22 protein-coding genes, 1 tRNA gene and 2 pseudogenes are annotated in these 23,869 nt (G+C 46.6%); 14 read left to right on the plus strand and 11 right to left on the minus strand.

The window, feature by feature from the left end; all coding sequences use genetic code 11:
* Positions 1-6: 6 nt before the first annotated feature.
* The 7 genes and pseudogenes from sufU to MC7420_RS07165 form a co-directional block, all read left to right on the plus strand.
* Positions 7-270 (plus strand): annotated as a pseudogene (gene sufU / locus MC7420_RS07135) (Fe-S cluster assembly sulfur transfer protein SufU); the annotation flags it as partial.
* A gap of 71 nt (positions 271-341) precedes the next feature.
* A complete protein-coding gene (locus MC7420_RS07140) occupies positions 342-1,016 on the plus strand; it encodes a response regulator transcription factor (protein WP_006099560.1) in 675 nt (224 codons plus the stop codon).
* A 246-nt stretch (positions 1,017-1,262) separates the two neighbouring features.
* Complete coding sequence (locus tag MC7420_RS07145; protein ID WP_232231661.1) at positions 1,263-2,531, plus strand: sensor histidine kinase; 1,269 nt, start codon at positions 1,263-1,265, stop codon at positions 2,529-2,531.
* Between the two features lie 402 nt (positions 2,532-2,933).
* The gene (locus tag MC7420_RS07150; protein WP_006099572.1) at positions 2,934-3,650 is read left to right on the plus strand and encodes an MIP/aquaporin family protein; all 717 of its coding nucleotides are present in this window, start codon (positions 2,934-2,936) and stop codon (positions 3,648-3,650) included.
* A 167-nt stretch (positions 3,651-3,817) separates the two neighbouring features.
* Positions 3,818-4,102, plus strand: a complete 285-nt coding sequence (locus MC7420_RS07155) for a peptidase (protein ID WP_044205564.1) — start codon at positions 3,818-3,820, stop codon at positions 4,100-4,102.
* Positions 4,103-4,272: 170 nt separating this feature from the next.
* A complete protein-coding gene (locus MC7420_RS07160) occupies positions 4,273-4,968 on the plus strand; it encodes a rubrerythrin family protein (RefSeq protein ID WP_006099524.1) in 696 nt (231 codons plus the stop codon).
* Between the two features lie 142 nt (positions 4,969-5,110).
* Positions 5,111-5,563 (plus strand): QcrA and Rieske domain-containing protein, encoded by a 453-nt coding sequence (locus MC7420_RS07165; RefSeq protein ID WP_006099599.1) that lies wholly within the window; start codon positions 5,111-5,113, stop codon positions 5,561-5,563.
* Between the two features lie 552 nt (positions 5,564-6,115).
* On the opposite strand, the pseudogene MC7420_RS44035 reads toward MC7420_RS07165, so the two are convergent.
* From MC7420_RS44035 to MC7420_RS07190, 4 genes and pseudogenes are all read right to left on the minus strand, one after another.
* Positions 6,116-7,263: pseudogene (locus MC7420_RS44035) on the minus strand (ISAs1 family transposase).
* Between the two features lie 398 nt (positions 7,264-7,661).
* Positions 7,662-8,816: an AAA family ATPase gene (locus tag MC7420_RS07180; protein ID WP_044205695.1), complete on the minus strand. Its 1,155-nt coding sequence runs from the start codon at positions 8,814-8,816 to the stop codon at positions 7,662-7,664.
* A gap of 337 nt (positions 8,817-9,153) precedes the next feature.
* Positions 9,154-9,678, minus strand: a complete 525-nt coding sequence (locus MC7420_RS07185; RefSeq protein WP_232231662.1) for a hypothetical protein — start codon at positions 9,676-9,678, stop codon at positions 9,154-9,156.
* 196 nt (positions 9,679-9,874) lie between these two features.
* The gene (locus MC7420_RS07190) at positions 9,875-10,795 is read right to left on the minus strand and encodes a metallophosphoesterase (protein WP_006099277.1); all 921 of its coding nucleotides are present in this window, start codon (positions 10,793-10,795) and stop codon (positions 9,875-9,877) included.
* Between the two features lie 131 nt (positions 10,796-10,926).
* Here MC7420_RS07190 and MC7420_RS07195 point away from each other — a divergent pair, with 131 nt between their 5' ends.
* Positions 10,927-11,613: a hypothetical protein gene (locus MC7420_RS07195; RefSeq protein ID WP_006099432.1), complete on the plus strand. Its 687-nt coding sequence runs from the start codon at positions 10,927-10,929 to the stop codon at positions 11,611-11,613.
* Between the two features lie 79 nt (positions 11,614-11,692).
* Here MC7420_RS07195 and MC7420_RS07200 read toward each other — a convergent pair whose 3' ends face one another.
* Positions 11,693-12,001 carry a hypothetical protein gene (locus tag MC7420_RS07200; RefSeq protein ID WP_006099474.1) on the minus strand — a complete coding sequence of 103 codons (309 nt, stop codon included), beginning with the start codon at positions 11,999-12,001 and terminating at the stop codon, positions 11,693-11,695.
* A gap of 609 nt (positions 12,002-12,610) precedes the next feature.
* A complete protein-coding gene (locus tag MC7420_RS07205; protein ID WP_006099248.1) occupies positions 12,611-13,627 on the minus strand; it encodes a type I glyceraldehyde-3-phosphate dehydrogenase in 1,017 nt (338 codons plus the stop codon).
* Positions 13,628-14,190: 563 nt separating this feature from the next.
* On the opposite strand from MC7420_RS07205, the gene murC reads away from it, so the two are divergent.
* The 4 genes from murC (at position 14,191) to MC7420_RS39320 (ending at position 17,438) form a co-directional block, all read left to right on the plus strand.
* Positions 14,191-15,729, plus strand: a complete 1,539-nt coding sequence (gene murC / locus MC7420_RS07210) for a UDP-N-acetylmuramate--L-alanine ligase (RefSeq protein ID WP_006099453.1) — start codon at positions 14,191-14,193, stop codon at positions 15,727-15,729.
* 85 nt (positions 15,730-15,814) lie between these two features.
* Positions 15,815-16,789, plus strand: coding sequence for a UDP-N-acetylmuramate dehydrogenase (gene murB / locus MC7420_RS07215; protein ID WP_006099193.1), 975 nt, complete (start codon positions 15,815-15,817; stop codon positions 16,787-16,789).
* Between the two features lie 83 nt (positions 16,790-16,872).
* Entirely contained in the window at positions 16,873-17,217 is a 345-nt protein-coding gene (locus MC7420_RS07220) for a YbaB/EbfC family nucleoid-associated protein (protein WP_006099386.1), read from the plus strand.
* A gap of 38 nt (positions 17,218-17,255) precedes the next feature.
* Positions 17,256-17,438 (plus strand): hypothetical protein, encoded by a 183-nt coding sequence (locus tag MC7420_RS39320; RefSeq protein WP_006099591.1) that lies wholly within the window; start codon positions 17,256-17,258, stop codon positions 17,436-17,438.
* A gap of 10 nt (positions 17,439-17,448) precedes the next feature.
* On the opposite strand, the gene xseA is transcribed toward MC7420_RS39320, so the two are convergent.
* Positions 17,449-18,675, minus strand: coding sequence for an exodeoxyribonuclease VII large subunit (gene xseA / locus MC7420_RS07225; protein ID WP_044205704.1), 1,227 nt, complete (start codon positions 18,673-18,675; stop codon positions 17,449-17,451).
* Between the two features lie 420 nt (positions 18,676-19,095).
* On the opposite strand from xseA, the gene recA reads away from it, so the two are divergent.
* Positions 19,096-20,181 (plus strand): recombinase RecA, encoded by a 1,086-nt coding sequence (gene recA / locus MC7420_RS07230; protein ID WP_006099241.1) that lies wholly within the window; start codon positions 19,096-19,098, stop codon positions 20,179-20,181.
* 174 nt (positions 20,182-20,355) lie between these two features.
* Here recA and MC7420_RS07235 read toward each other — a convergent pair whose 3' ends face one another.
* Complete coding sequence (locus MC7420_RS07235) at positions 20,356-21,108, minus strand: FHA domain-containing protein (protein ID WP_006099158.1); 753 nt, start codon at positions 21,106-21,108, stop codon at positions 20,356-20,358.
* Positions 21,109-21,284: 176 nt separating this feature from the next.
* A complete protein-coding gene (locus tag MC7420_RS07240) occupies positions 21,285-21,584 on the minus strand; it encodes a DUF3493 domain-containing protein (protein WP_006099216.1) in 300 nt (99 codons plus the stop codon).
* Between the two features lie 185 nt (positions 21,585-21,769).
* On the opposite strand from MC7420_RS07240, the gene MC7420_RS07245 reads away from it, so the two are divergent.
* Positions 21,770-21,841: transfer RNA gene (locus tag MC7420_RS07245), tRNA-Thr, on the plus strand.
* A gap of 262 nt (positions 21,842-22,103) precedes the next feature.
* Here MC7420_RS07245 and stpA read toward each other — a convergent pair.
* Positions 22,104-23,405 carry a glucosylglycerol 3-phosphatase gene (stpA, locus tag MC7420_RS07250; protein ID WP_006099397.1) on the minus strand — a complete coding sequence of 434 codons (1,302 nt, stop codon included), beginning with the start codon at positions 23,403-23,405 and terminating at the stop codon, positions 22,104-22,106.
* 46 nt (positions 23,406-23,451) lie between these two features.
* The coding region (locus MC7420_RS41200; protein ID WP_198016390.1) for an NUDIX hydrolase at positions 23,452-23,869 on the minus strand (418 nt) is incomplete at its 5' end.

Here is a 23,869-nt window from a genome sequence, read left to right on the forward strand (position 1 = left end):
TTTAAATTGGGTATACTCAAAGACTCAAAGACTCAACGACTCAACCAGCAAATTATTCTAGAACACTCAAAGAACCCTCGAAATCGAGGCAAAACCGATCCTGTTGATGGATATCATCGCGGACATAACCCGATGTGTGGTGACACGATTGAACTAACGATACAGCTTAATCCAACCGAGGATAAGATTGAAGATATTAAGTTTGAGGGAACAGGGTGTGCGATCGCGATCGCGTCAGCCGAATTTATGGCGGATACAGTACAGGGAAAAGCATAGCCGAAGCCTTCTAAAGTGAAAAGTTAATATAGAAACTATCTACCCGTAAATAGCAGTGAACAATCATGAGGATTCTGCTGGTTGAGGATGATCAGCGCATTGCTAAAGCGCTGGCGGAAACTCTGCAAGACCAACATTATATTGTTGATATGGCTACCGATGGCGAAGCGGGGTGGGATTTTGTCGAAGCATTCAGCTATAAACTCATCCTGCTGGATGTAATGCTACCTAAACTCGATGGAATTAGCTTTTGTCAACGCTTGCGACGTTCCGGTAAAATGACCCCGGTGCTGATGCTGACGGCTAAAGACACCAGCAATGATAAGGTGATCGGATTAGATGCAGGTGCAGATGATTATGTGGTGAAACCCTTTGACTTACCCGAATTAACCGCTCGCATTCGGGCATTACTGCGTCGAGGTAATTCTAGCCTACCCCCGGTGCTTGAATGGGAACGTCTGAGCCTCGATCCGAATACCTGTCAAGTGACTTATGCTGAACAACCCCTGCATCTGACACCCAAGGAATATGGTTTGCTGGAATTACTGTTACGAAGTCATGGTCGTGTGCAGAGTCGTAGCGCTATTTTAGAGCAGCTTTGGTCATGGGATGATCCACCCGGAGAAGAAGCGGTTAAGGTTCATATCAAAGACTTACGCAAGAAACTGAGAGCAGCCGGCGCTCCACCGGATTTGATTCAAACTGTTTATGGTATCGGGTATCGGCTGAAGCTTGCATGAGCCAAGGGAAAGACGTAGGGTCAGAGCGAAAAAATGTATAAATTTTTACCCAAATTTGGGTTCAAAACCAGGTTACCTAGGAGTAAAGCGAAAGGTCAAAATCCAAAACTCAGTCAGAGTTGGTTTCGCCAAAACGTTACCCTTAATAGCCAAAAGAAAATCCCTAAACCCGCTCCTACACACTCAAAACCTTGCCCTCTTTCCGAAGTAAAGCATCAAAACTCTGTCAGCCCCCAGTTTAAATCCTTGCGCTGGCGTCTATTGGGTTCTTATCTGATTGTTATGGTGGCAATTCGGGTAATATCCAATGGTGTGGTCTATGAATTTTTTGCCCATAGTCTCTATCAGCAATTAGATAAACGTCTGCTCAATTTAGCCCAAGCGGCGGCTCATAGTTTAGTGGCGATTAAGCAGGATAAAGATGCCGTTGATCAACCAGCTTATCGCCCTTTAGATGGAGATGGTGATCTCGACATTCCCTGGCAGAATCTGAGTAAACCGGATCAAGGTGTGGAGTGGTTTGGGGCGGATAAGCAACGATTAGCGATCTCTGGCACCCTTTCACCCACTTTTCCCCTGCAAGAAGGATTCCAGACAGGGGAACAAGGGCAGATTCGTACCTTAACGATTCCCGCGTACAGTTACAGCCAAGGACAACGACAACTCGAAGGTTATGTCCGCGCCAGTGAATCCACGGAGTCTGTGGAAGCTGTCCTCACCCAGTTACGTTGGGGATCAGGTGTAGCAGGTGTTCTGGCGTTAGGACTGATTGGAGTGGGCGGTATGTGGCTGACTCGGCAGTCGATGAAGCCCATTGAGCATAGTTTTCAGCAACTTAAACAGTTTACAGCCGATGCATCTCATGAGTTACGCAGCCCCCTGACGGCGATTAAGGCGTCAGTGGAAGTAATGCAGACTCATCCAGAACGGATTCATCCGGCGGATGTGGAAAAATTGGATGCGATCGCGTCGGCGACTAGCCAGATGAGTCGTTTGGTAGAGGATCTCCTGTTACTAGCCCGAACGGATGCGACAACCCCTGCACCAACCCGCGAATGGGCGGTGATTCCCCTTGACGAACTTTTGGAAGATGTTGAGGAACGTCTCGAACCCAACGCCGAAGCCCAAGATATGACTCTGAAACTATTACTACAACCTGACGTTTTTGTCAATGGAAATGCCTCTCAGCTTTTTCGTGTATTTTGTAATCTGCTCGAAAACGCTCTGCAATACACCTCATCAGGGGGTACAGTTACCCTGTCGATGAGTACAGATGAAACCTGGGTGGTTGTCAGTATAGAAGATACAGGAATTGGTATTGCTCCAGAACATTTACCCTTTATTTTTGATCGCCTGTGGCGAGCCGATAGAGCCCGAACTCAGCGCCAGGAGGGTTCTGGGTTAGGTTTAGCGATCGCCAAAGCTATTGCCCAACGTCATGGTGGAGACATTACGGTGAGGAGTAAGTTAGGAGTTGGCAGTTGTTTTCAGGTGTATCTACCTATATTTTCTTAGGGGTAAGCTGTTCGGCATTTAAACCTTAATGTCAATAATGACGAAATCCTTGCCGTAGTGCGTTAAGCGAAGCCATGCCGCAGGCTTTGCATCTTGCTCGCTACATCAAGCATCTTGCTCGCTACATCAAGCATCTTGCTCGCTACTAATACCCAATTTAAATGCATGACAGCTTAGGCACAACACTGAACACCTCGACCTATTTTTACCCAAAATCATGGTCTCGAACCATGTCTTTTTTTTTAGTCGGGGAACGGCACAGAAGAACCCCTAATGGTGGTGTGACGGAATACAACTTTTATTTCTTTACCGAATCTTTACATTTACCGTCTATTTTTTGTACCAAGCCATTCTCAGCGAGTGGCAAGGCTGTTTATACAGAGTATTAAGATACTAGAGATAATGAATTCAAAAGCTTTAATTGCTGAGTTTATCGGCACGTTTGCCTTAATATTTATTGGCGTTGGTGCGATCGCAACGAACTATATCATCAAAGGTGACACAGATGTCGATTTAGTCGCCATTGCTCTAGCCCACGGCTTAACCATTGCTGTCATGGTTAGCGCTACCGCCGCCATTAGTGGGGGTCATCTCAATCCAGCCGTCACCTTCGGCGCTTGGTTGGCGGGCAAAATTAATCTCAAAGATGGTTTGGGATATATTATTGTTCAGTGTTTAGGAGCCATCTTTGCTGCCAGTCTGATTAAGTTAGCGATACCCCTAGAGCCACTGGAAGCAATTAAAATGGGTACACCTGCACTAGGTAATGGAGAAACTCCAATTATGGGCTTAGTGCTGGAATTTATCCTCACCTTCTTTCTCGTCTTCGTGGTTTTTGGCACAGCGATGGATAAACGTGCCCCCCAAGTCGGCGGTTTGTTTATTGGGTTAACCGTTACCCTCGATATCCTGGCGGGTGGACCGATTAGTGGTGCCGCCATGAACCCTGCTCGTTATCTCGGTCCAGCTTTATTGGGAGGGGGACTCCAGTACATTTGGCTCTATTGGCTTGGTCCCTTAGCTGGTGGTGGTGCGGCGGCTTTAGTGTACCATTACCTGCTCGAAGACCGCAGTCAACGTGCGATCAAGTCTAAGGAGGGTGAAATGGACAATGCCTAACCAAGATAAACCTGTAATTGGGGGAGTTAACGACTTTCCCCAACTTTTCTTGGCACAACTGTGGTATCCACCCGAGTTCTTTACCTTTTCCACCTAAAGTCTTAACTACAGCCGGAAACGGTGATGGATAACGTCAGAAGTCTCAAGCCATGGAGGAGGGGATGTCCATGATACGCACCTTTCGTAAATACCACCGCCTAATCGCGATCGCTACCTGTCTCCCGTTAATTCTAACCGTGATTACTGGCATGGGTTACACCATTTTTGACGAATGGTTTCATCAAGACGAGATCGCTAGGATTCTGATGCAACTGCATACCTTAAAATTTTTGGGTCTTGAAACCATCTATCCGTTGTTGAATGGGTTGGGATTAGTGGGGTTGTTAGTGACAGGGTTGAGCATGACAGGTTTATTTAAAAAACGTCCATCTACCCCCAAAACAGGCAAATAATAAAATCCTGATTCCGGTTCCAACTTACCACTTAAGACGTGCCATGGCACGTCTCTACATAAGTGCCATGGCACGTCTCTACATAAGTGCCATGGCACGTCTCTACATAAGTGCCATGGCACGTTTCTACATAAAAGAGAAAACTATTTAATAACGAGGAGAGTGCAACGATGAGTCGTCCAATCAAAAAAACAGCTAAATTTGTATCAATTGCCGCCCTGGGAGTATTAGCATTAGTCGGTTGCACCCAGCAACCCCCAACTGCTACGGTTGAACCGTCAACATCGGTGACAACCCAAGAGGTTTCTCAGGAAACATCCAGCCCAGATGCAGTGACATTGAAAAACCTCCAAGCTGCCTATAATGGTGAATCCAATGCTCATGCTCGTTATCTAGCTTTTGCGAAAAAAGCAGAAACAGAGGGCTATCAACAAGTTGCTCGTCTCTTCCAAGCGGCTGCCCAAGCTGAGGCTATACATGCGGCTAATCACGCGGCTGTAATTCGCAAACTTGGAGCCAAACCGGAAGCAACGATTGAAACTCCAGAGGTTAAATCCACTCGAGAAAATCTGGAAGAAGCCATTAACGGAGAATCCTACGAGCGGGATACCATGTATCCGGAGTTCATTGAGCAGGCGAAGCAAAAAGGCAATCAAGAGGCAGTTCAAACCTTTACTTATGCCGTACAAGCTGAAACTGAACATGCTAAATACTACACTCAAGCCAAAGACAACCTCGAAGACTGGAAAGATGCTAAAATGGTGTTCTATGTTTGTCCTGAATGCGGATTTACCACCAATAATTTAAACTTTGAAAATTGCCCAGAATGTGGCACTGCCCAAAATTTGTTTGGGGAGGTTGTTTAGGGTGATGATTGCTAACGGATAGTTGGAAGAATTAAATTAAGCAATCGGATGCGGTATAGTGGTAGAGGCGCAAAGGTTGTGTCTCTACCTTAAGCTTAACCTCACATCATTAGAAATAGCTATCGTAAAGACTGTTTGACTTATGAATCGTCGAGACTTTCTAACTTGGGTGGGTATTGGTGGCATCGCTAGTTACTTGCCAGTTGCCATGGTTGCTTGTTCGCCAAAAACGGAGGAATCAACCTCTACAACTAACTCTACAACTAATACTACTCGTGCGGATGGATTTGAGTCGGTGGGTACAGTCGCTCAATTGGATCAAGACGGTGAAATCCTCAACGAAAAATTTTCAGCCGGTTCAATCTTAGTCGTGCGTGATCCAGAGGACTCGAACAGGATTATAGCGGTCAATCCTACCTGTACTCACACAGGCTGTACAGTAAAGTGGCAAGCCGAGCCAACCGAATTTGTCTGTCCCTGTCATGATTCTAAATTCGCCATCGATGGCACAGTTATTAAAGGACCCGCTAAAGATTCCTTGGCTGGTTATGAGGTGAAGCAAGAAGATGATTTAATTCTGGTCAAAGCTCGTTAAAACCAGCTTACACACAAAGGCAACTTATGGTAAGGGCACGATAGTATCCACCCGTGTCAACTTAAGCTCAACCCCTCACCCCCAGCCCCTCTCCCACGCCGGGGAGAGGGGAGCGGGGAGAGGGTTCCCCTTCTCCCGTGCAACAAAAGCTCCCGCATCCTCTGTCCTCCCCCCTGCCAAAAAAGCTCCCGCATCATCTGTCCTCCCCCCTCTTGTAGCAGGGCTAATTCATTGTGATGAGAGAAAATTAGGGCAACCAGGACTATTCATACCAAATCCGATTGCGAGAACCACCTTATAAATTAGAACAGCAAAACGCCATCAACAATGTTACATAAGGCTTTTACCGTTTTCAAAAATGTCTTTGTAAGGGGGGTATGGGAACTGGATTTGGTATCAGACGGCAAGACGACTCTGGGCTAGAAGAACACCATTAGAACAAATAGTTACTTTACGCGATCGCGAATAAACTAGGACTCACCTAGGAGCTGGTTACCACAAAGGTTCTGGGGTTTGGCTCAACAAGGCGATCGCGAATAAACTAGGACTCGCCTAGGAGCTGCTTACCATAAAGGTTTTGGGATTTGGCTCAACAACGCGAGTCGGCACATTTCTTATTAGCTGAAAAATTTGTTCCAGGTTATGACTAATCAGCCGAATTCCGGTGGTTATAGATGAATAGCCATTGTAGCGCAAGATAGTTAATACTAAACTACGAATAATAGAAAAATTAGCGGGAGCGTTACCTTGTCGCATCCGAGAATTATCTTCATCTAACACCACGTCTTTAACCCAATGTAAACGATTCTCGATGCCCCAGTGACCCCGAATACCTTGGGCAAATTGTGCTGCATTGATAGTCAGACTACTGATGTAATATACTATTTGGTGATAGGGTTTACCTGCTCGTGTACCAAAGCGTTCTACCTTAACTAAACGTTGCAAACCTTCCCAATCATAACTAATGCCACTCAGGTCATCAAAAACCGAGACGGAGCGAGTCGTAATGCGATCACTTCGGCGCTCTGTGGTGATATCAAGGCTAACAGGTAACCTTTGTTCAGTAGTCAGCTTAATTTGTTCATGTAGACGTTTTTGATTACCCTTAACAGCAATCACATAATCATTGCCACCTTCTATAATTAACTGTACAGTTTTTTTTGGCAATGTAAGGAATCCAAAGTGAAAACAACTCCTTCTAGGTCTAAAGTAGCTAGGAGATTTTGCACAACAGCAATTTCACTCCCTTGTTTGTTGTGAAATTGTTGGAGAGCAATGGGAACTCCTTTTTGAGCGCTGAATACCGAAACTACATTAATAAAATCTTGATAAGCTTGGTCGTAATTGCTGACAGTAGCCTTAATACTTTTACCATCAACTCCTAACCAGTCTTGTTCTCCCTGAGGAAGACTACTATATACCCAATTATTAAAAATATTAGCTAAATCTGTAAAATCTATTCCCATCATCACCCGCCGAAAAGTGGAGTCAGAAGGAAAACGAGTCGGAGGTAATTGCAGAGTTGTCACCAATGCCTCATGATGCCTCCGACAAAAATCTTCCAGGGCACGATAACCTAAACAATCACTCAGAGTTCCCATAATCACCAGCAAAAGAAGTAACCACAAAGGATAACGCCGTCCTCTTGCGGCACGAAAGTCTGGCACTTGGGTTAAGGCTTCCAGGAGATTGACCTTCATAGCAAGCAAATGACTCGATTAAACTATGGCTGCAAGATTTAGTTTACGCTAAATTCTGGTCGTCCTAATTTTCTCTCATCACAATGAATTAGCCCTGCCTCTTGTAGGGGGGAACGAGGGGGGTCCGGAGTTGGGGTTAGGGGATGAGGGGGAAAATGTCAAGGAGTAGATAGCCACAGTTTAAAACCTTACCAGCATTGGTTTTCGACCTTAAGTTGATACCAATGGATAGTATCGTGCCCCTACGAATGGTAACTTAGATGTCAAGAAACTTAAGTTCTAGGAGAGTCTAAAATGATGTGTCTGTAGACTGGCGATTTATCCCATGCCGCCTGAACCTTCGCTCACCTGAACCTTCGCTCAGGTCAGAATATTGGACTTAAGGGTTGTCGCTGTCTCTAGCTAACCGAAACCTCCATCAGTTCTTGGAGCAAAGCATTGCTATCTTGACTTATTGAGGGTTCTGGATGTTTGGCGATAATTACCGGAGTGTCTCCCATTTCACTATCGGGGATAGCTTGGAGAAGGTAAACCTGTTGGGGGTTCACATTGGCAATCACCTGGGGTGAATGAGTCGCTACAATAAACTGACAGTTGGGGAAAGTGCGAGTCAGTGCTGGTACAATCTCATGTTGCCATTTCGGATGCAGGTGGAGTTCAATCTCATCAATCAGAACCACACCACTCCCTTCTAGGGGATTCGCTAACCCCGGATTCGCGATCGCTAATCGTTTGGCTAAATCGGCGGCGAGTGAGAGTAAGCCTTTTTCACCTTCTGATAGTTGATTAACGACTAATTCTCGACCTTGTTTCGTCACTGTCATCCGTAAGGGGGCACGTCGCACCCGCAAGTTAGCAAAACCGGGTAACAGACAGGATATCGCTTGTCGGATGGCTTCTAGGAGGATATCGCGGTGTTCGGGATTATCTCGACGCCATTCGTTTTCTAGATCCTCCAGATCCTTAAACCACTCAAAGAAGCTGCTAAAGTTAATCGACACACCCGTTAATGCGTGGTCATAAATCGCTAGTTGGTTTGACCAATAGTATTTCGTTGCTTCTTGGGTAACCTTGTCGCAAAACTGGCGGTTGACGGGATAGTAAACCACGACGGGTAAATTCACATTCAGATTGTTTTGCAACTGATTCTTAATTCGCAAACAAATTCCTTCTAATTCTCGAATGTTCCCGCCTCTGGGTCGTCCCTTGGTATTGGATAATGAGAGAAACCAACTGATCTGCCGTTCTCTCAGGGAAATCGTGATCTCATTTTTGGTTTGATGGGCGCCATTGGCGATATCTTCCTGACTAAAAAAATGTCGCGGAATTTTCCGTTCTTCCGTAATGTCCTGTTCGTTAATAAAATGTCCCGTTCCAATCGGATCTTGAAGTTCCGCCACAAAATGGGAAAGCAGGAGTGCGATACAGTCGAGAATACTGGATTTTCCCGTTCCGTTGATCCCCACCAAGACTGTCGGTTCAGTCTCATGGAACTCCAGCGTCAGATCGCCGATGCCACGGAACGAGTTGATTTTCAGGCGCTTGACTTTCATGGCTTATAGTAGGCTGATGGCAATAAAATGACACCGGGATGAAAAAGCAGCAATTGTTGTTGATACTGCTGATGATACTCTGATCAGTTGAGCTTGTCCGGCAAAAGCCTCATGCAATTGAGCAAATAACTCCTTAGATGGACGTTGTACAAACGTACCCTGACACGTCTAGAACTTATAGCAAGTCGCTCTGGTGTATTTACAACTCCCGTACCTGAAGCTGAGTTCAGATGGGATGTTCGTACAAACAAAGTGTAACTAGACCAGCGCGAAGCGCTATAAATGCGTAACCTTTGATGATCTGTTAACTGGGGTTACGCCAGCCGACGCCGACGCTTTAGGGAGCAATCCCTAGGGAAGCTTCCCAGAAATAAACGCGATCGCAATATTGAAATCTGCTACTGCTATTACAGCGGGCTTCCAGGGAAACGTTTTGCGTGTTGCTCACATCCAGCGATACAACAGCAGGTTCTCCTCCGGGTACAACGGTTCGAGATTCAGCCTCTACCCCATCTATATACACATTAACAAGAACGCTGGGACTACCTTGGTCGTTATCGCGCATACCAAACGCTAATTGCAAAGTCTGAAAGTTAACATCCTCTTCATTGGGTTGCAGTCTACAGGTCAATGATGCCCGCGTATCGCCCGAACCCATATAAAATCGTGATGAGTAAACCGCTTTATTTACCACCACGTTTTCACTTCGACGTCTCCAGTTACCGATCCCCGTATCCACACAATTTAGCCTCAGTAGAAAGGTTGAGCGTTCTTGCGCTTGCACAATTTGCTGACTTGGGGCAGTCAACGCCGCAAATAGAAGTCCACTGGCAATAATTTTCTGAATCAGTTTGCTTTTCATCTGCATTGAGTAGATCACCCACACCAATAGGTGTCAATACTACATCATCCCATGGGTAGAGGTGCAGGGAATAGAGTTTATCTCAGCAGTGCTGGTATAGCAACCGCCATAGCTGTTAGGACACATCATTTATGTAGAGACGTTGCATGCAACGTCTCTACAATGGTGCCGAAAGTCCTAATCGATGTGTCTACTGCTATATCATCCCTTGATCAAAGATTTGACCCTTTGTATCAATACCACGAATTAGGATGCGATCGCTATACACTTCATAAGCTGCAAAACTTAGCTGTGAGGCAGAATGGGCAGTCCATGGCGAACGCCCGACAGGGCGAACTCCAGCACCCGCACCACAAATTAAATAGGTTGTCCCATTAATCGGGAGAGTCCGTTCGTAGTGGTGGTCATGACCATTAATATAGAGTTGCACGCCGTATTTTTGAAACAAGGGAGTCAGGGTTTCAATAAACCTTTGATTCAATCCGTAGTGACCCGATGAATAAATTTGATGATGTCCAAACACAATCTTCCAGGGCGCATCGCTACGGCTGAGTTCCTGTTCTAACCAGGGTAACTGACGCTGCCAATCCGCCTTGGCGTTTGTATCCAGCGCCCAAAATTGGACTGATCCCCGGCGAAAGGTATAGTATCGTCCCTGCATGTTGAAACCCGGATATCGGACTTGGGGATCACCGTTGGCGGTGCGGATGTCATGGTTCCCCAGACAAGCGTGAAATTTTACCCCCTTTTCGAGTAAGGCTTGATAGGGTTTTTCAAAGACTGCCTCTACCTTTTCAATTTCGCCATTGTTATAAATATTGTCACCTGCCATAATCACCAACTCGTAGGGATTCTGTTGATAATAAGCCGTCATTGCCTTTGCCACCGCATATTGTCCGGCTGCACCTGTGCCTGTATCCGCAATAGACACAAAGCGTAACAGAGGAGGATGAGTGAAGTCGTTCTGGGTATCCGTTGAGGGTGTTGGTTCAGGAGTCTGGGAATGGGTATCACTCGTCTGAGTCGTTTGACGGGCGAAGAGATTACTGCCAACAGCAATAACCCCGAAACAACTAATACCACTCAAAATCAGAAATTGACGGCGTTTGAGACTCATAGATCTAGAGCAGTCATGGAGACTGAAGCAAGACGGGCAAAAATGTTAAATTTGTGCTGTAGGAGCAGCACTTTGTAAGAAGAATCTAGCGCATTTTATGCCAATTGGCGTTGCTGGGTAGGGAAATAAAAATGTCAAAAGAGCAGTATAAGCCTCAGGAACCTATAGAGGTAGATGAATCCATTCAAGAAACCAATAGGGCTAAACCCACTCGCCCGTCTAAACTGGTGGATTGGCTCTATCCCAGCTTTGAAACCGTTGAGAAGGTGTGGGATAGTATTTTGGCAGCAATCCGCTCTCTGTTACCCGAAGCTTGGAATCAAAAGCTATCAGATTGGGGATTGACGGGCGCGATCGCGGCGTTTATTGTGGTCATAATGGTGACGGCAGTCGCCATAACGCCAGAGACACCAACACAGTTAGCTAAAGAAGTCAAACCCGAACCCATCCCTGCACCTGCCGAATTAGCCGCACCTGAATTTTCAGAAACTCCAGAACCTAATTCCTCTCCCCTAGAACTTACCCCAGAACAACGCCTGATTGCGGGGATTCAAGATCAAGTGGCTGAAATTACAGATCTGTATGCGAATGGATTGATTCAATCCATTCAAGCCAACTTTCAGGGGAACCGTCTGATTGTCACCGTGAGTGATGGCTGGTATGAATTAGATGAACAGGATCAAGAGCAATTAGCGAGTGAAATTTGGCATCGCTCTCAAGACTTGGAGTTGAGCAAACTGGAAATCACTAATTCCGATGGAACTCTATTGGCGCGGAGTCCAGTAGTCGGTTCTGGGATAGTCATTTGGCAGCGTTAGAATTGCACCGCCTATTATGTAGAGACGTAGCAGGCTACGTCTCTATATCAAATAAATGCTACTTTACATCAACAGCAGATCAGCGCATGGCTTTCTCAAGCTGGTTAGCAATATTGAATTGAGATAGACTCGGGGATTCAATATCACTTCTCGCCAGTTGTTCTAACTCAACCGCTAGCGATCGCAGGTAGTCTGCTCGTTGGCGCATTCGGTTACTAATTCCCTCTGTACCAGTAGCAAGGCACTCCGGGCAAACATCACTAACATATTCGCCAGATTCTCGATACGCTCTTGCCACCACCTCTAGCGGGAAAAAAATGTTACCGCACAAGTTACAATGGCATTTTTCCTGGAAGTGATTACTCTCAACTTGAATTTTAATGGGCATGGAAGGTGTTCTCCAATATATATGCAGTTTTGGGATAGCTGGAATCCTGTCTGGACTTGGCTGAAGCGGGCAGCTTAATTAATTATTTATTTTATTTTAACCATAAATGTAGTTAATCGTACAGATTATTTCTAATGAAAAAGAAATTGTCTTTTTGTTAGCTTTTCCTGACAATGATCCCGCCTTATCCCCAAGGGCTACACCTACTTGGGGGCTGCTGAATAAGTATTGTGGTGGGGGTAGGGAGCAGGGGAAGCAGGGGAAGCAGAGGGAGCGGGGGAAGCAATGATACATTTTCCCTGATAATGGTGCAAAGGTATGAAAGGGTTTTATCCTTTTTCTTTGAAGATGAGCCAATGTTCATGCTACTCAAAGCTTTGGTAGCCAAGGGTTTCGGTCTTGTGCAGCAAGCCCTACTTATTGTTGCCAGATCGTAATAAAAAAACACTCAGAGTTCAGACTCTGAGTATTAATAAACAAGCAATGACTCTATTGAAGCTTTGCTGAAGCCAGAATCAGAGGAATCCCATCACTTTTATTTCCCTCCGAATTTTCAGCCAATAAACTCGTTGAGAGGTTGCTGCATCCAAGCGGTAAAGTTTTGTTGCTTTAACCTTCCCACTGCGTCGCTATATGCTCAGCCAAATCGACAACTCGCTGAGAATAGCCCCACTCATTGTCATACCAAGCAATGACTTTAACCATATCACCACCCATTACCATCGTTAGACTGGCATCGACAATAGATGAAGCATCATGTCCCTTGTAGTCTGAGGACACCAACGGTAAGTCGTTGTATTCCAAAATGCCCTTAAGCGAGTTTTCTGACTCTTCTTTGAAGACTTTGTTTACCTGCTCAGCAATGGTGCTTTTCTCAACTTGAGCCACCAAATCCACAACCGATACATTCGGGGTAGGTACGCGCATCGCGATCCCATTCAATTTCCCCTGCATATCTGGAATAACTAAAGCCACAGCTTTAGCTGCTCCCGTCGAGGTTGGCACAATATTGATCGCAGCGGCTCTGGCTCGACGGACATCACGGTGACTCGCATCCAGAATCCGCTGATCCCCCGTGTAACTGTGAGTCGTAGTCATGGTTCCTTTAATGATGCCAAAGTGTTCATGTATCACTTTGACCACAGGAGCCAGACAGTTTGTTGTACAACTCGCATTGCTAACAATGTCATGCTTGCTGTGTTCGTAGTCGTGATGATTAACTCCAACAACAAACGTGCCGATGTCACCACCTTTCCCTGGAGCCGTAATCAGCACTTTCTTGGCGCCGGCGGCTATATGCTTAGATGCACCATCCCTGGTAACGAACACCCCGGTTGATTCGATGACTAGGTCAATACCCCAATCACCCCAAGGCAAGTTCAGGGGGTTGCGATCCGATACACACTTAATGGTTTTGCCATTGACGATTAGGGAGTTTTCGTCATAGCCAATGTCGGCTTTGAGCGTCCCTAGCATGGAGTCATATTTAAGCAAATGAGCATTTGTCTTGGGATCAGATGTATCATTGATGCCCACTAACTCCAACTGACTATTTTCTCTAGTCAGTAAACATCTGGCGAAATTACGTCCGATGCGTCCAAACCCGTTGATCGCTACTCTAATCACTGCGTCTTGCCCTCTGTATTCAAGCTCAGTAAATATACTTTTTATGAACCCAATCATATCGCAAAGCCGGACAAATTCTAAATGCCGATTCAGCGACGGATCGGGAAGCGTCGGACTTATGAGTTGCTCTAAGTCTTTCCCCCCAAGGGTTTGGGTGAATCTGAATTGAGAATAAGAGTTTTTGGATTAGGGGTGTAGGGTGTGGTTAGATGTCAATACGGCTCGCAGCGAGTTCTTTCTCTTCCAGATGCGCCCTAGCACCTCTGGAACAGGCTTCCCCAGGTCGAGTGTCGGAGTTCTATGGTTCTGCTGAATTTTCCGGAAACCCAAGAATGAAGGCTGTTTAGTATAAAAAACCGTCTGGAGATAGAAAAAGTTACTTCAGTACAAATACGGTGGTCAACTCCACTGGAGCAATAACACAATTTATAGCGAAGTGGGTCTGTTGCCAAGAAAATCTGATAAATGCACCCTTGGCTGTATCTTGAAAAATCAATTCTTGATATGATAGCGCGTGTTATTGGCACAGTAGGCTTGTGTGGTGTGGTGTGTAAGGAGTTAAGATGCCTAATATTGTCGATCTTAGTGGCAAGCCATTCCATTTCATCGGAATTGGTGGAATTGGTATGTCAGCGCTGGCTTACGTTCTAGCCAAACGCAACCTCCCTGTATCTGGGTCTGATATTCGTTCGACGCCGATTACTCAGCGGTTGCAAGCTGTCGGCGCTCATCTGTTTAGAGACCAGAAGGCAACCAATTTGGAATTTTTTAGAGAAACGAATGTCTCCATTTATCAGGGCGCATCAGAAACGGCGATTGAACCGGAACCCACGGGCAAAAAAATTGTCGTCCCCTCAAACCGCAACGGCGTTAGGGAAGACCATCTTGCCTCCTGCTTACCCCAAGTAATATGTTCGAGTGCGATTAATCCAATCAATTCTGAGTACAAAGCGGCTGTAGAAGGCGGCTACCCAATTTTTCATCGCTCCGACTTACTCGCCGCGTTGATGCAAGACTACCGAAGTATTGCCGTTGCTGGAACTCACGGCAAAACCACAACCAGCAGTTTAATGGGATACTTGCTGCTGAAAACGGGTCTAGACCCGACTATCGTGGTTGGGGGAGAAGTGGATGCTTGGCAAGGAAATGCGCGTCTGGGTAAAAGTCCCTTTCTGGTGGCTGAAGCAGATGAATCAGATGGGTCCTTAGCCAAGCTGGCTCCGGAAATTGGCGTGATTACCAATATTGAACTCGATCACCCCGACCATTACCAGAATCTCGACCAGGTTATCGAAACCTTCAAGATTTTTGCCGATCGCTGTCAAACCATAGTCGGTTGTATTGATTGCCAAACATTGCGATCGCATTTCACCCCCACCATCAGCTATAGCCTACAACGCACAGCCGGGGCTGACTACAGCGTGGATCGCATTGTTTATCAGGCAGAAGGCATCACGGCGAGAATTTGGGAAGGCGATCAGGTGTTAGGTACGCTGCAACTGAGTCTGTTAGGTCAACACAATCTCAGCAACGCCTTAGCGGTTGTGGCAGTCGGACGACACCTGGGACTAGAGTTTGACGCGATCGCCTCCGCCCTAGCCACCTTTGAAGGTGCCAAGCGTCGCTTTGAGGTTCGGGGTGAGTGCAAAGGGATTACCTTTGTCGATGACTACGCTCACCATCCCAGTGAAATTCAGGCAACCCTAGCGGCGGCTCGCTTACAGGTTGAATTATCACGCCGTATTGTTGCCATTTTTCAGCCCCATCGCTATAGTCGAACCTTGACATTTTTGTCAGACTTTGCTAAATCATTTGGCGATGCTGATCTCGTCGTGGTCACAGACATTTATAGCGCAGGCGAAGCCGGTGTTGGACAAATTACAGGTGAGCAAGTGCGAGCCGCGATCGCGGATCACCATGAGCGGGTCTACTACCAACCAACCTTAGATGAAGTCTCCCAACTCCTCGCCCAAATCCTGCAACCTGGAGATCTGGCTATCTTTCTCGGTGCGGGAAATTTGAATCAGATTATTCCCCAGGTTATAGAGTCCTACCAGACGGCGACACCTGAGAATTCGACTGAATTGAGTCAAACCGTCTAAGGTTGGTTAACCCCAGCCGCACCCGATTGGGTGTGTCCACTTCCACTGGCTAAAATCCATCGGCATTCTTTTGACCTGTATTGATATGACCTTGTCATCCTATTCTCCCGGCGTTGCTAACACGCCCCTGTGTCAGAAAACCTCTGACAAGCCTAAGCTTTACTTGCCTGGAACTGACTGTATCCTCCGTTCTCAGGTGTCTTTAGCGAGTTTGACATCCTTTCGCGTGGGGGGTCCCGCCGAGTGGTATGTGGCACCCCGACGGGTCGAGGATCTGCTCGCCAGTTTTGAATGGGCAGATTTGCAGGGATTACCCATAACCTTGTTAGGGGCGGGTTCTAACCTACTGGTTAGCGATTGTGGGTTGTCCGGCTTAGTCGTCTGCACTCGTCATCTCCGTTCTACCCAGTTTGACCCGGATACGGGTCGAGTCACGGTGGGAGCCGGAGAACCAATCGCCCGTTTAGCATGGCAAGCCGCTAATCACGGTTGGCAAGGGTTGGAATGGGCGGTAGGTATTCCGGGAACGGTGGGGGGCGCTGTGGTGATGAATGCCGGTGCCCATCAAAGTTGTGCGGCGGATCTGTTGGTGAGTGTGGAAACTATTTCACCCACCGGAGTCGTGGAGCGGCTAACGCCTCAAGAGTTGGGATTTCGCTATCGCACTTCCATCCTGCAAGGGGGGACTCGCTTCGTGACTCAGGCAACATTTCAGTTGCAACCGGGCGCTGATCCCAAACAAGTTCGAGCGACAACAACTCACCATTTAAAGCAACGGCGTGATGCTCAACCCTATCACTTACCCAGTTGTGGCAGTGTTTTTCGCAATCCCGAACCCCACGCGGCGGGTTGGCTGATCGAGCAATTGGGTTTGAAAGGCTATCAAATTGGCGGCGCTCAAGTGGCAGAACGTCATGCTAACTTTATCTTGAACTGTGGCGGTGCTAAAGCCAGCGATATCTTCCAACTGATTCGTTATGTGCAGCAGCAAGTCGAGCAGCATTGGTCGCTCTCCTTAGAGCCAGAAGTGAAAATCTTAGGACGGTTTCAGCCTGTCTAAAGATGTCGCATTGACCGAAGCGGTACTAAGATTAAGACTTAGCAACGATAAACCCGTCCAACTTGAGAGACAGTCAATAAGTTATGACCAAAGGACAAGGATTCGGCTTCGGTTTAGGCAAGATGAAAGAACTTGCCGAAGCATTCAAAAAAGCCCAAGAGGTACAACAAGGAGCCAAACAGCTTCAAGAAGAATTGGAGCAAATGGAAATTGAAGGCTCCTCTAGCGATGGTATGGTTAAGGTGTTTATGAGTGGGAATCAGGAACCCCTGCGCGTCGAAATTGCTCCAGACGCGATCGCTCAGGGAGCCGAAACCCTATCAGAAACGGTTACAGCCGCCATGAAAGATGCTTATGATAAATCAACCACGACGATGAGGGAACGTATGGAAGAACTCACCAGTGGGCTAAATCTGCCAGGGATGTAACCTTATCTGTATCTGTAGAACTGGGAATATAAAGTTTCATGTCATTCATCAAAGACAGCACATCCCAGTTCTGCTCTGATGGTCATTGGTCATTGGTCATTGGTCATTGGTCATTGGTCATTGGTCAGAGTTCAACAACCTTTAACCTTTATTTTCTCCAGGTAGTTGAAACTATTGCCTATTGCCTATTCCCTATTCCCTCTCCCCACCACAAGACTTAGTCAGCAGCCCCTAATCAATGATTTCTGTGACTTGAACATTGATTTGCCCTTCTGCTAATTGAATCTGTAATTCTTCTCCAGGAACGAGACTCGTCGCGTTGCGAGCAATTTTTCCTTGTTCCGTCCGTACCACCGCATATCCTCGTTTTAAAACATTGGTCGGGTCAAGGGTGGCTAACTTTTGCCCCAGAAATTGGCAATGTTGAGTGGCTTGACTTATACGCCAAGATGTGCTGTGAATTAATCGCTGTCGCTGCTGCGCGATCGCATGGTGTTCCTGCTGTAACTGTCGGTTAAGGGGTAAGCGTTGGAGACGGTTTTTGAGTTGGTGTAATTGGTTGCGAGAGGTATCCAAATGCTGAGTTACTGCCTCATGTAACGCCTCCTGACGTTGCTGATGTTCAGTGATCAGGGTTGCCAACTCTGGCACGGCTCGTTCGGCGGCGGCTGTAGGTGTATGAGCGCAAAAATCAGCCACTAAATCGGCTAAGGATTCATCCCGTTGATGACCAATCCCCGTTAATACTGGAATTGAACAGTTCGCGATCGCTCTTACCACTCGCTCATCATCAAAGCCCACCAAATCCTCCGATGCGCCACCCCCTCGCGACAGAATCACTAACTCAGCCCTCCCATCTCGCTCAACTCGCTCAATCGCTGTCACGATGGATTCCGGTGCCAAATCCCCTTGCACTTGTGCCGGAGAAAACAACACCGATAATCCTGGATACCGTTGTCGCAGGGTGCGGCGAATATCTCCCCAAGCGGCGGCTTGCGGTGAAGTAACGACGGCGATCGTTTGCGGATGTGTGGGTAAAGGGCGTTTGTTTTGGGCATCAAATAATCCTTCCGCCGCCAATCGTTGGCGCAGTTGATTGTAGCGCAGTGCCTGTAACCCTTCTCCTCCGGGCAATGCCTGCCAAACCATAAGCTGATATTGTCCCCGTTGCGGATAAATCCGGATACTGCCTAAAGCAATCAACTGTTCTCCAGATTGAGGAAGTTGCACCAGCTTACTTAGCACAGAGTTCCAAACCACGCATTGAATGGATGCCTTACCCTCTAAATCTCGCAGGGTAAAAAACATACCACTCCGATGACGGTTGGCACTAGAGACTTCTCCAATCACCCAAACCTTCTGGAGTTGGGTATCCTGCTCTAACAGCTCCTGAATATAGTCGGTTAACCCTGCCACCGAAAGAGTTGCCTCTGGAAGTAATGAATTGGTATTAGTCATTTGTCCTTTGTCATTTGTTGATTGTTCATGGTTCATTGTTCAGGGTTCATTGGAAATCCTCTTCCCCAGCTTCCCCAGCTTCCCCAGCTTCCCCATCTCCCCCAGCACCCCTACCCCCACCAAATCCTCAAACTTGTCGATTGACCCAACAATGCTATAGTAGTACCTGTGTTCTATATTGGGGGAGGGAAAATGCTGTCAAATGTTTCTCTCCAGCCCAAGACTTGGGATCAAAACACAGTAATAGTTCGGCAAGATTATGGCGTTGATGAACGATGTCTTAGCATTGACAAATTAGCATTTCCGTGATTTAGTCCCAAAAATCAGGTTTTCTTAATCTTGCAGGCAGTCGGCGTTAAAATAGAGCCAACTTTCTGCACTAATTCTCAGTCCATTTCAATAACAGTTCTTGAGGCATCCATGGCTACCCAAATCACCAACAGTCCCGAAAAGGAAAAAGCCCTGAACTTGGTACTCAACCAGATTGAGCGTACCTTTGGCAAAGGTTCGATTATGCGCTTGGGAGATGCCACCCGCATGAAGGTGGAAACCATCTCCAGTGGTGCAATTACTCTAGATTTAGCCTTGGGTGGTGGCTTGCCCAGAGGACGGATTATCGAGATTTACGGACCAGAAAGTTCTGGAAAGACAACCCTCGCCTTGCACGCCGTCGCAGAAGTGCAGAAGTCCGGTGGAGTAGCCGCATTTGTCGATGCGGAACATGCCCTCGACCCTACCTACTCATCAGCGTTAGGGGTTGACATTGCGAACCTTTTAGTCTCTCAACCGGATAGTGGTGAATCGGCTCTGGAAATCGTCGATCAGCTAGTGCGATCGGCGGCTGTGGATATTGTTGTGATTGACTCAGTAGCCGCCTTGGTGCCTCGTGCAGAAATTGAAGGTGAAATGGGCGATACCCAAGTGGGATTGCAGGCGCGTCTGATGAGTAAGGCGCTACGCAAAATTGCTGGGAATATTGGCAAATCGGGCTGCACCGTCATTTTCCTCAATCAGTTGCGACAAAAAATTGGTATCACCTACGGCTCTCCAGAAGTCACAACAGGCGGTAATGCGCTTAAGTTCTATTGTTCAGTCCGCTTAGATATTCGCCGGATTCAAACGCTTAAGAAAGCCAGCGAAGGGGAATATGGAATTCGCGCTAAGGTCAAGGTAGCAAAAAATAAAGTTGCGCCACCCTTCCGAATTGCTGAGTTTGACATTATCTTTGGACAAGGGATTTCCCGGTTAGGATGTCTGGTTGACTTGGCTGAACAAACAGGAGTGATTAACCGCAAGGGAGCTTGGTATAGTTACAACGGCGATAATATTGCCCAAGGTCGTGACAATAGTGTCAGGTATATTGAAGAGAATCCTGAAATTGCCGCGACTATTGAACAACAAGTGCGCGAACAGCTTGATATGGGAGCTATGGTTTCAGCGAATTCCATCAATCCAGACGAAAACGATGAGCAAGAGGAAGAACAAGAAAATTTTGAGGAAGATTAAGCTGAATCCCTCAAAACCTTGATCAAGGGTGCGTTAGCGAAGCGTAACGCACCCTACTGCCGTGACCCAGCTAAAATGAACGTTTCGCTCGTACTCCAATCTTTCCCGTTCCCTATTCCCTGTTTCCCGTTTCCTATCCTCATAACAACATGTATTCAGCAGACCCTACTTAGTTTACGGATTGGGAATTTGCCGACTGAAAAATCGGTCTAAAATTTCTGCGCGTTGATGGGAATTTAATTTAGGTAAGGCAGGTTCTCCAGATAATTCTTCTAACTTTGATAGTTCTTGTAAAAATCGTGATGTCCCTTTGTGATAGTCCCCTTCAGAGCCTTTGGCTTTTGCAGGTAACTCCAAATCTTCATCTGGGGCTTTTCGTTTTGAGGATGAGGAGGCTTCTACAGAGGAAGAGGCTTTGGAGGCTTTCAGCTTCGCGATAATTTCGGGAGAGGTGGGGTTGAGCTTTTGGGTGTCGTTGCAGAGGAAAAAGTAAAACGCCAGGGTGCTGAGTCGAATGCAATCGCCATCTTTAAGCGATATATGCCCGTGGACTGGTTCACCGTTGACATAGGTGCCATTCGTGCTTTTAAAATCGACGAGGTAATATCCTTTGTTTGGCAAATAGTAAATCGCCGCATGATGACGGGATAAGTGGGGATCTGGAATCGATATTGCCAATTGGCGATCGCGACCGATAGTCCAAATTCCCTGAGGCTGAAACAGGGTTTGGGTTTTTCCCTCTACCAGATTGGTCATCAGACAAGGTCGCTGACTTTGAACAATACCCGTGACAAAGCGAACTGTTCGACTCGAGAACGTTTTATGTCCCGTTTTTTCAAGCTGGAGGATTTCATCGAGTAGACCTCGATGATACTCGTAGAGCTTCAGGAAAACCTGGTATAGACCCAATCGTTGTTCGATTTCCATAAAACGAGCCGACAATTCCTAAACAACCTAATACCCATTGATGGGAACTTTAACATTTGGATTGGTCTATTGTTTCGGATGAACTCTACAGCGTTAGAAATTTTACCTGGAGATTAAAAGAGGCAGGTTGGCTGTTGCCTAATTCAGATATCTGTCGAGTTCAAGCCAATCTTAACCTATGGCTTACGCTCTGCCCGTTGTTCTAGACGAAATAGCCAAATCATTAGGGCGACGATGCCAACTTGTAGCGCCAGATTGGGAAATGCTGTCCCCACTTCTCGACCTGCAATTAACTGTGCCAGGAAAACAAGTCCGCCAATAAAGCCAGAGGCAGCAAATGCCACATAGATGAATTTTCTCAGTCCTCGGTAGGGCGCTTTTGCCTCAGCTTTCAGTCGAGCGTATTTTTCCGGACTCATCTGTCGGGATTTGGGTTTTGACTGGGGCTGGCGATTGTTTGGAGTTGAATGGGTCATGAGTTTCGTTGATCATACCTCTTTTAATGGTGACATGACTATCCCCAGCTTGGACAGTGAATTGTGCGAAACCTTGCTGTAATATAAAAAAGGTATCTTTTGAGTGATTGGCTCACAGGGTTCATGCCATAGAAGAAAAAAGATGCAGTTACTTGCGCTAAAGCTTGCTATAGTAGTCAAGTGATGCCGGTGTAGCTCAGTGGTAGAGCATTCGATTCGTAATCGAACGGTCAGCGGTTCAAATCCGCTCATCGGCTTCAACCAGGAGTTAACCAACATCCGATAAAAGGGGGTTACAGCCTTAATCAGCAAGGGGTTGCACTAAACAAACACTGGTTTACGTGCGCTTCCATGGTAGTTATTGGAGTAAAACTGGGGTAAGGTCGTATTCTGGGTCATAGTGTGCCTTTTGGCGAAAAGCGCGATCGCATCTCGTATTGATTGATTAGGCGTTGATAAATAAGGGCGCACGTCTATGCGCCCCTACTGTCTTAATGTTGGGTTGGTGGCGTGCTTATCCTATCGCTGATCACTCGCTTCTCTTTCTCGCGCCGCCTTTTGAAAAAATTGACTGTACTGTTGATGACCTTTGTGAAAGACAAAGTTTAAGGTTAAAGGCTCATCGACATCACGAACATCACCAGGACCTTCGAGTACAACAATTTCATCGCCAGAGGTTTCATGCTGACCAATTTTCACAGGTTTGCGATTTTTGACTTCACCTTGGCTACTATCGATATAGACGATAATATTGCCTGTATTTAACTCCTGACCAATATTTTGAATCAGTTGTAAAAAGTTGCGATCGCTCCCGCCTCGGCGAACGGTTACTCGTCCCTGTATGTCTTCCACAGAGCTATTTACTGTATCTCCAACGCCAATCATCAACGGCATATCTTTCGGGTCGAAATTCGCTTTAACTAACGCTAGTAATTCCTCCAGCGTTTTTGGCGCTTGTCGCACATTAAAGTCTTCCCCTAATGGATAGGAACCCGTCCGTTGAAAATAATAACGATTTAAAAGTCCTAATACACCCGCTTCTTTAATTGCCCCTTGCAGCATAAACTGAAAATCAGTTGTGCCAGAATCTTGCGCTTGAGCTGGGCGTAAGAGTTCTTGTCCGTTTAAATCTCTGCCTAAGTTGGGAGCATAATGAACAAAAAACGAATCGCCTAACCCTTTTATCTGTGCCTCTTGTAACAGTTCTTGCATCAGATTTTGCATATCTTTTTGCAAGTCCATATAAATTTGAGGATATTCGCGTAGTTGGTCGTAAAACGTATTTAGATTCGCACTAGGGGAAGCCTTATTTTCCAGAACAGAAGCCTGGATACATTCCTCCAAGTTTTCAATTTCTGCGGCTGTACTTTTTTGCTCAAAAAAGCGGCGTAACCGTCGTTTAATCGTCGGCGGAACTTCGGCTAAAAACTCTAATTCTGCTTCACTGACACCTGGATGAGATACATTCCCTTGACGGTCTTGCCATTGCACACCGCCACCTGCTAGACCGGGGAGATACAGCCCCTTTGCCTTAACCTCAGCCGGATTACCAAAGGCGCGTTCAATAATACCATTGACTCCTCGTTCTCCAATATGTTCTCCATTGGTCAGGACATAAAAATGACCCTCAAATGCCTGGGTTGCTTTGACATAGTTTCGGTCAATCACTCGCGTTAATGGGTCTTTAACCAGTCCCATACAGACGCCATCTAAATCTTGGATAATTAGGATATTTTCTACATTGATTAAAACATCGGCAAGGACTTCAGTCTTTAAGGATAGAGTATGCTCATGGGGAAGAAGTTGAGGAGAAACACTCATTGATAAATCGCTGATGACAAACAGTTCATATTCTATCGTTCATGGTTCATCCTTCAGCGATAATCCTCTGACTCTGCCACTCTAGCAATACAGCGCGACACTGGAGACAGGTTAAATCTTGCAGGAGGGAGTGAATTCCGGCGGATGTGGTGGGGTAGGTAATGCCGATTCGGTTAGGGTTCACGGCGACTGTGGGGTCAAGTTCAGCAACGAAACCGTAGAGATATTGGTTCGAGAAGGAGCTATTAATTGCCCAGCCTGTAGAATTGAGAGGAGTTAGGTTTGCGATCGCCTCTTCAGAGACTCCTAATTCCCGACTTAAGATTCCAGGAACGGCGGTGATGGGGGTTTGTTCAGAATTGACTCGTCCACCGGGAAAATCCAGCGTCGCTTCTCCGACACCAGGGCGATAGGTTGGTATAGGAAGTAGAAATTTCCCCGCCTGAATCGTGACGATGACAACT

Source organism: Coleofasciculus chthonoplastes PCC 7420 (assembly GCF_000155555.1).
Classification (GTDB): domain Bacteria; phylum Cyanobacteriota; class Cyanobacteriia; order Cyanobacteriales; family Coleofasciculaceae; genus Coleofasciculus; species Coleofasciculus chthonoplastes_A.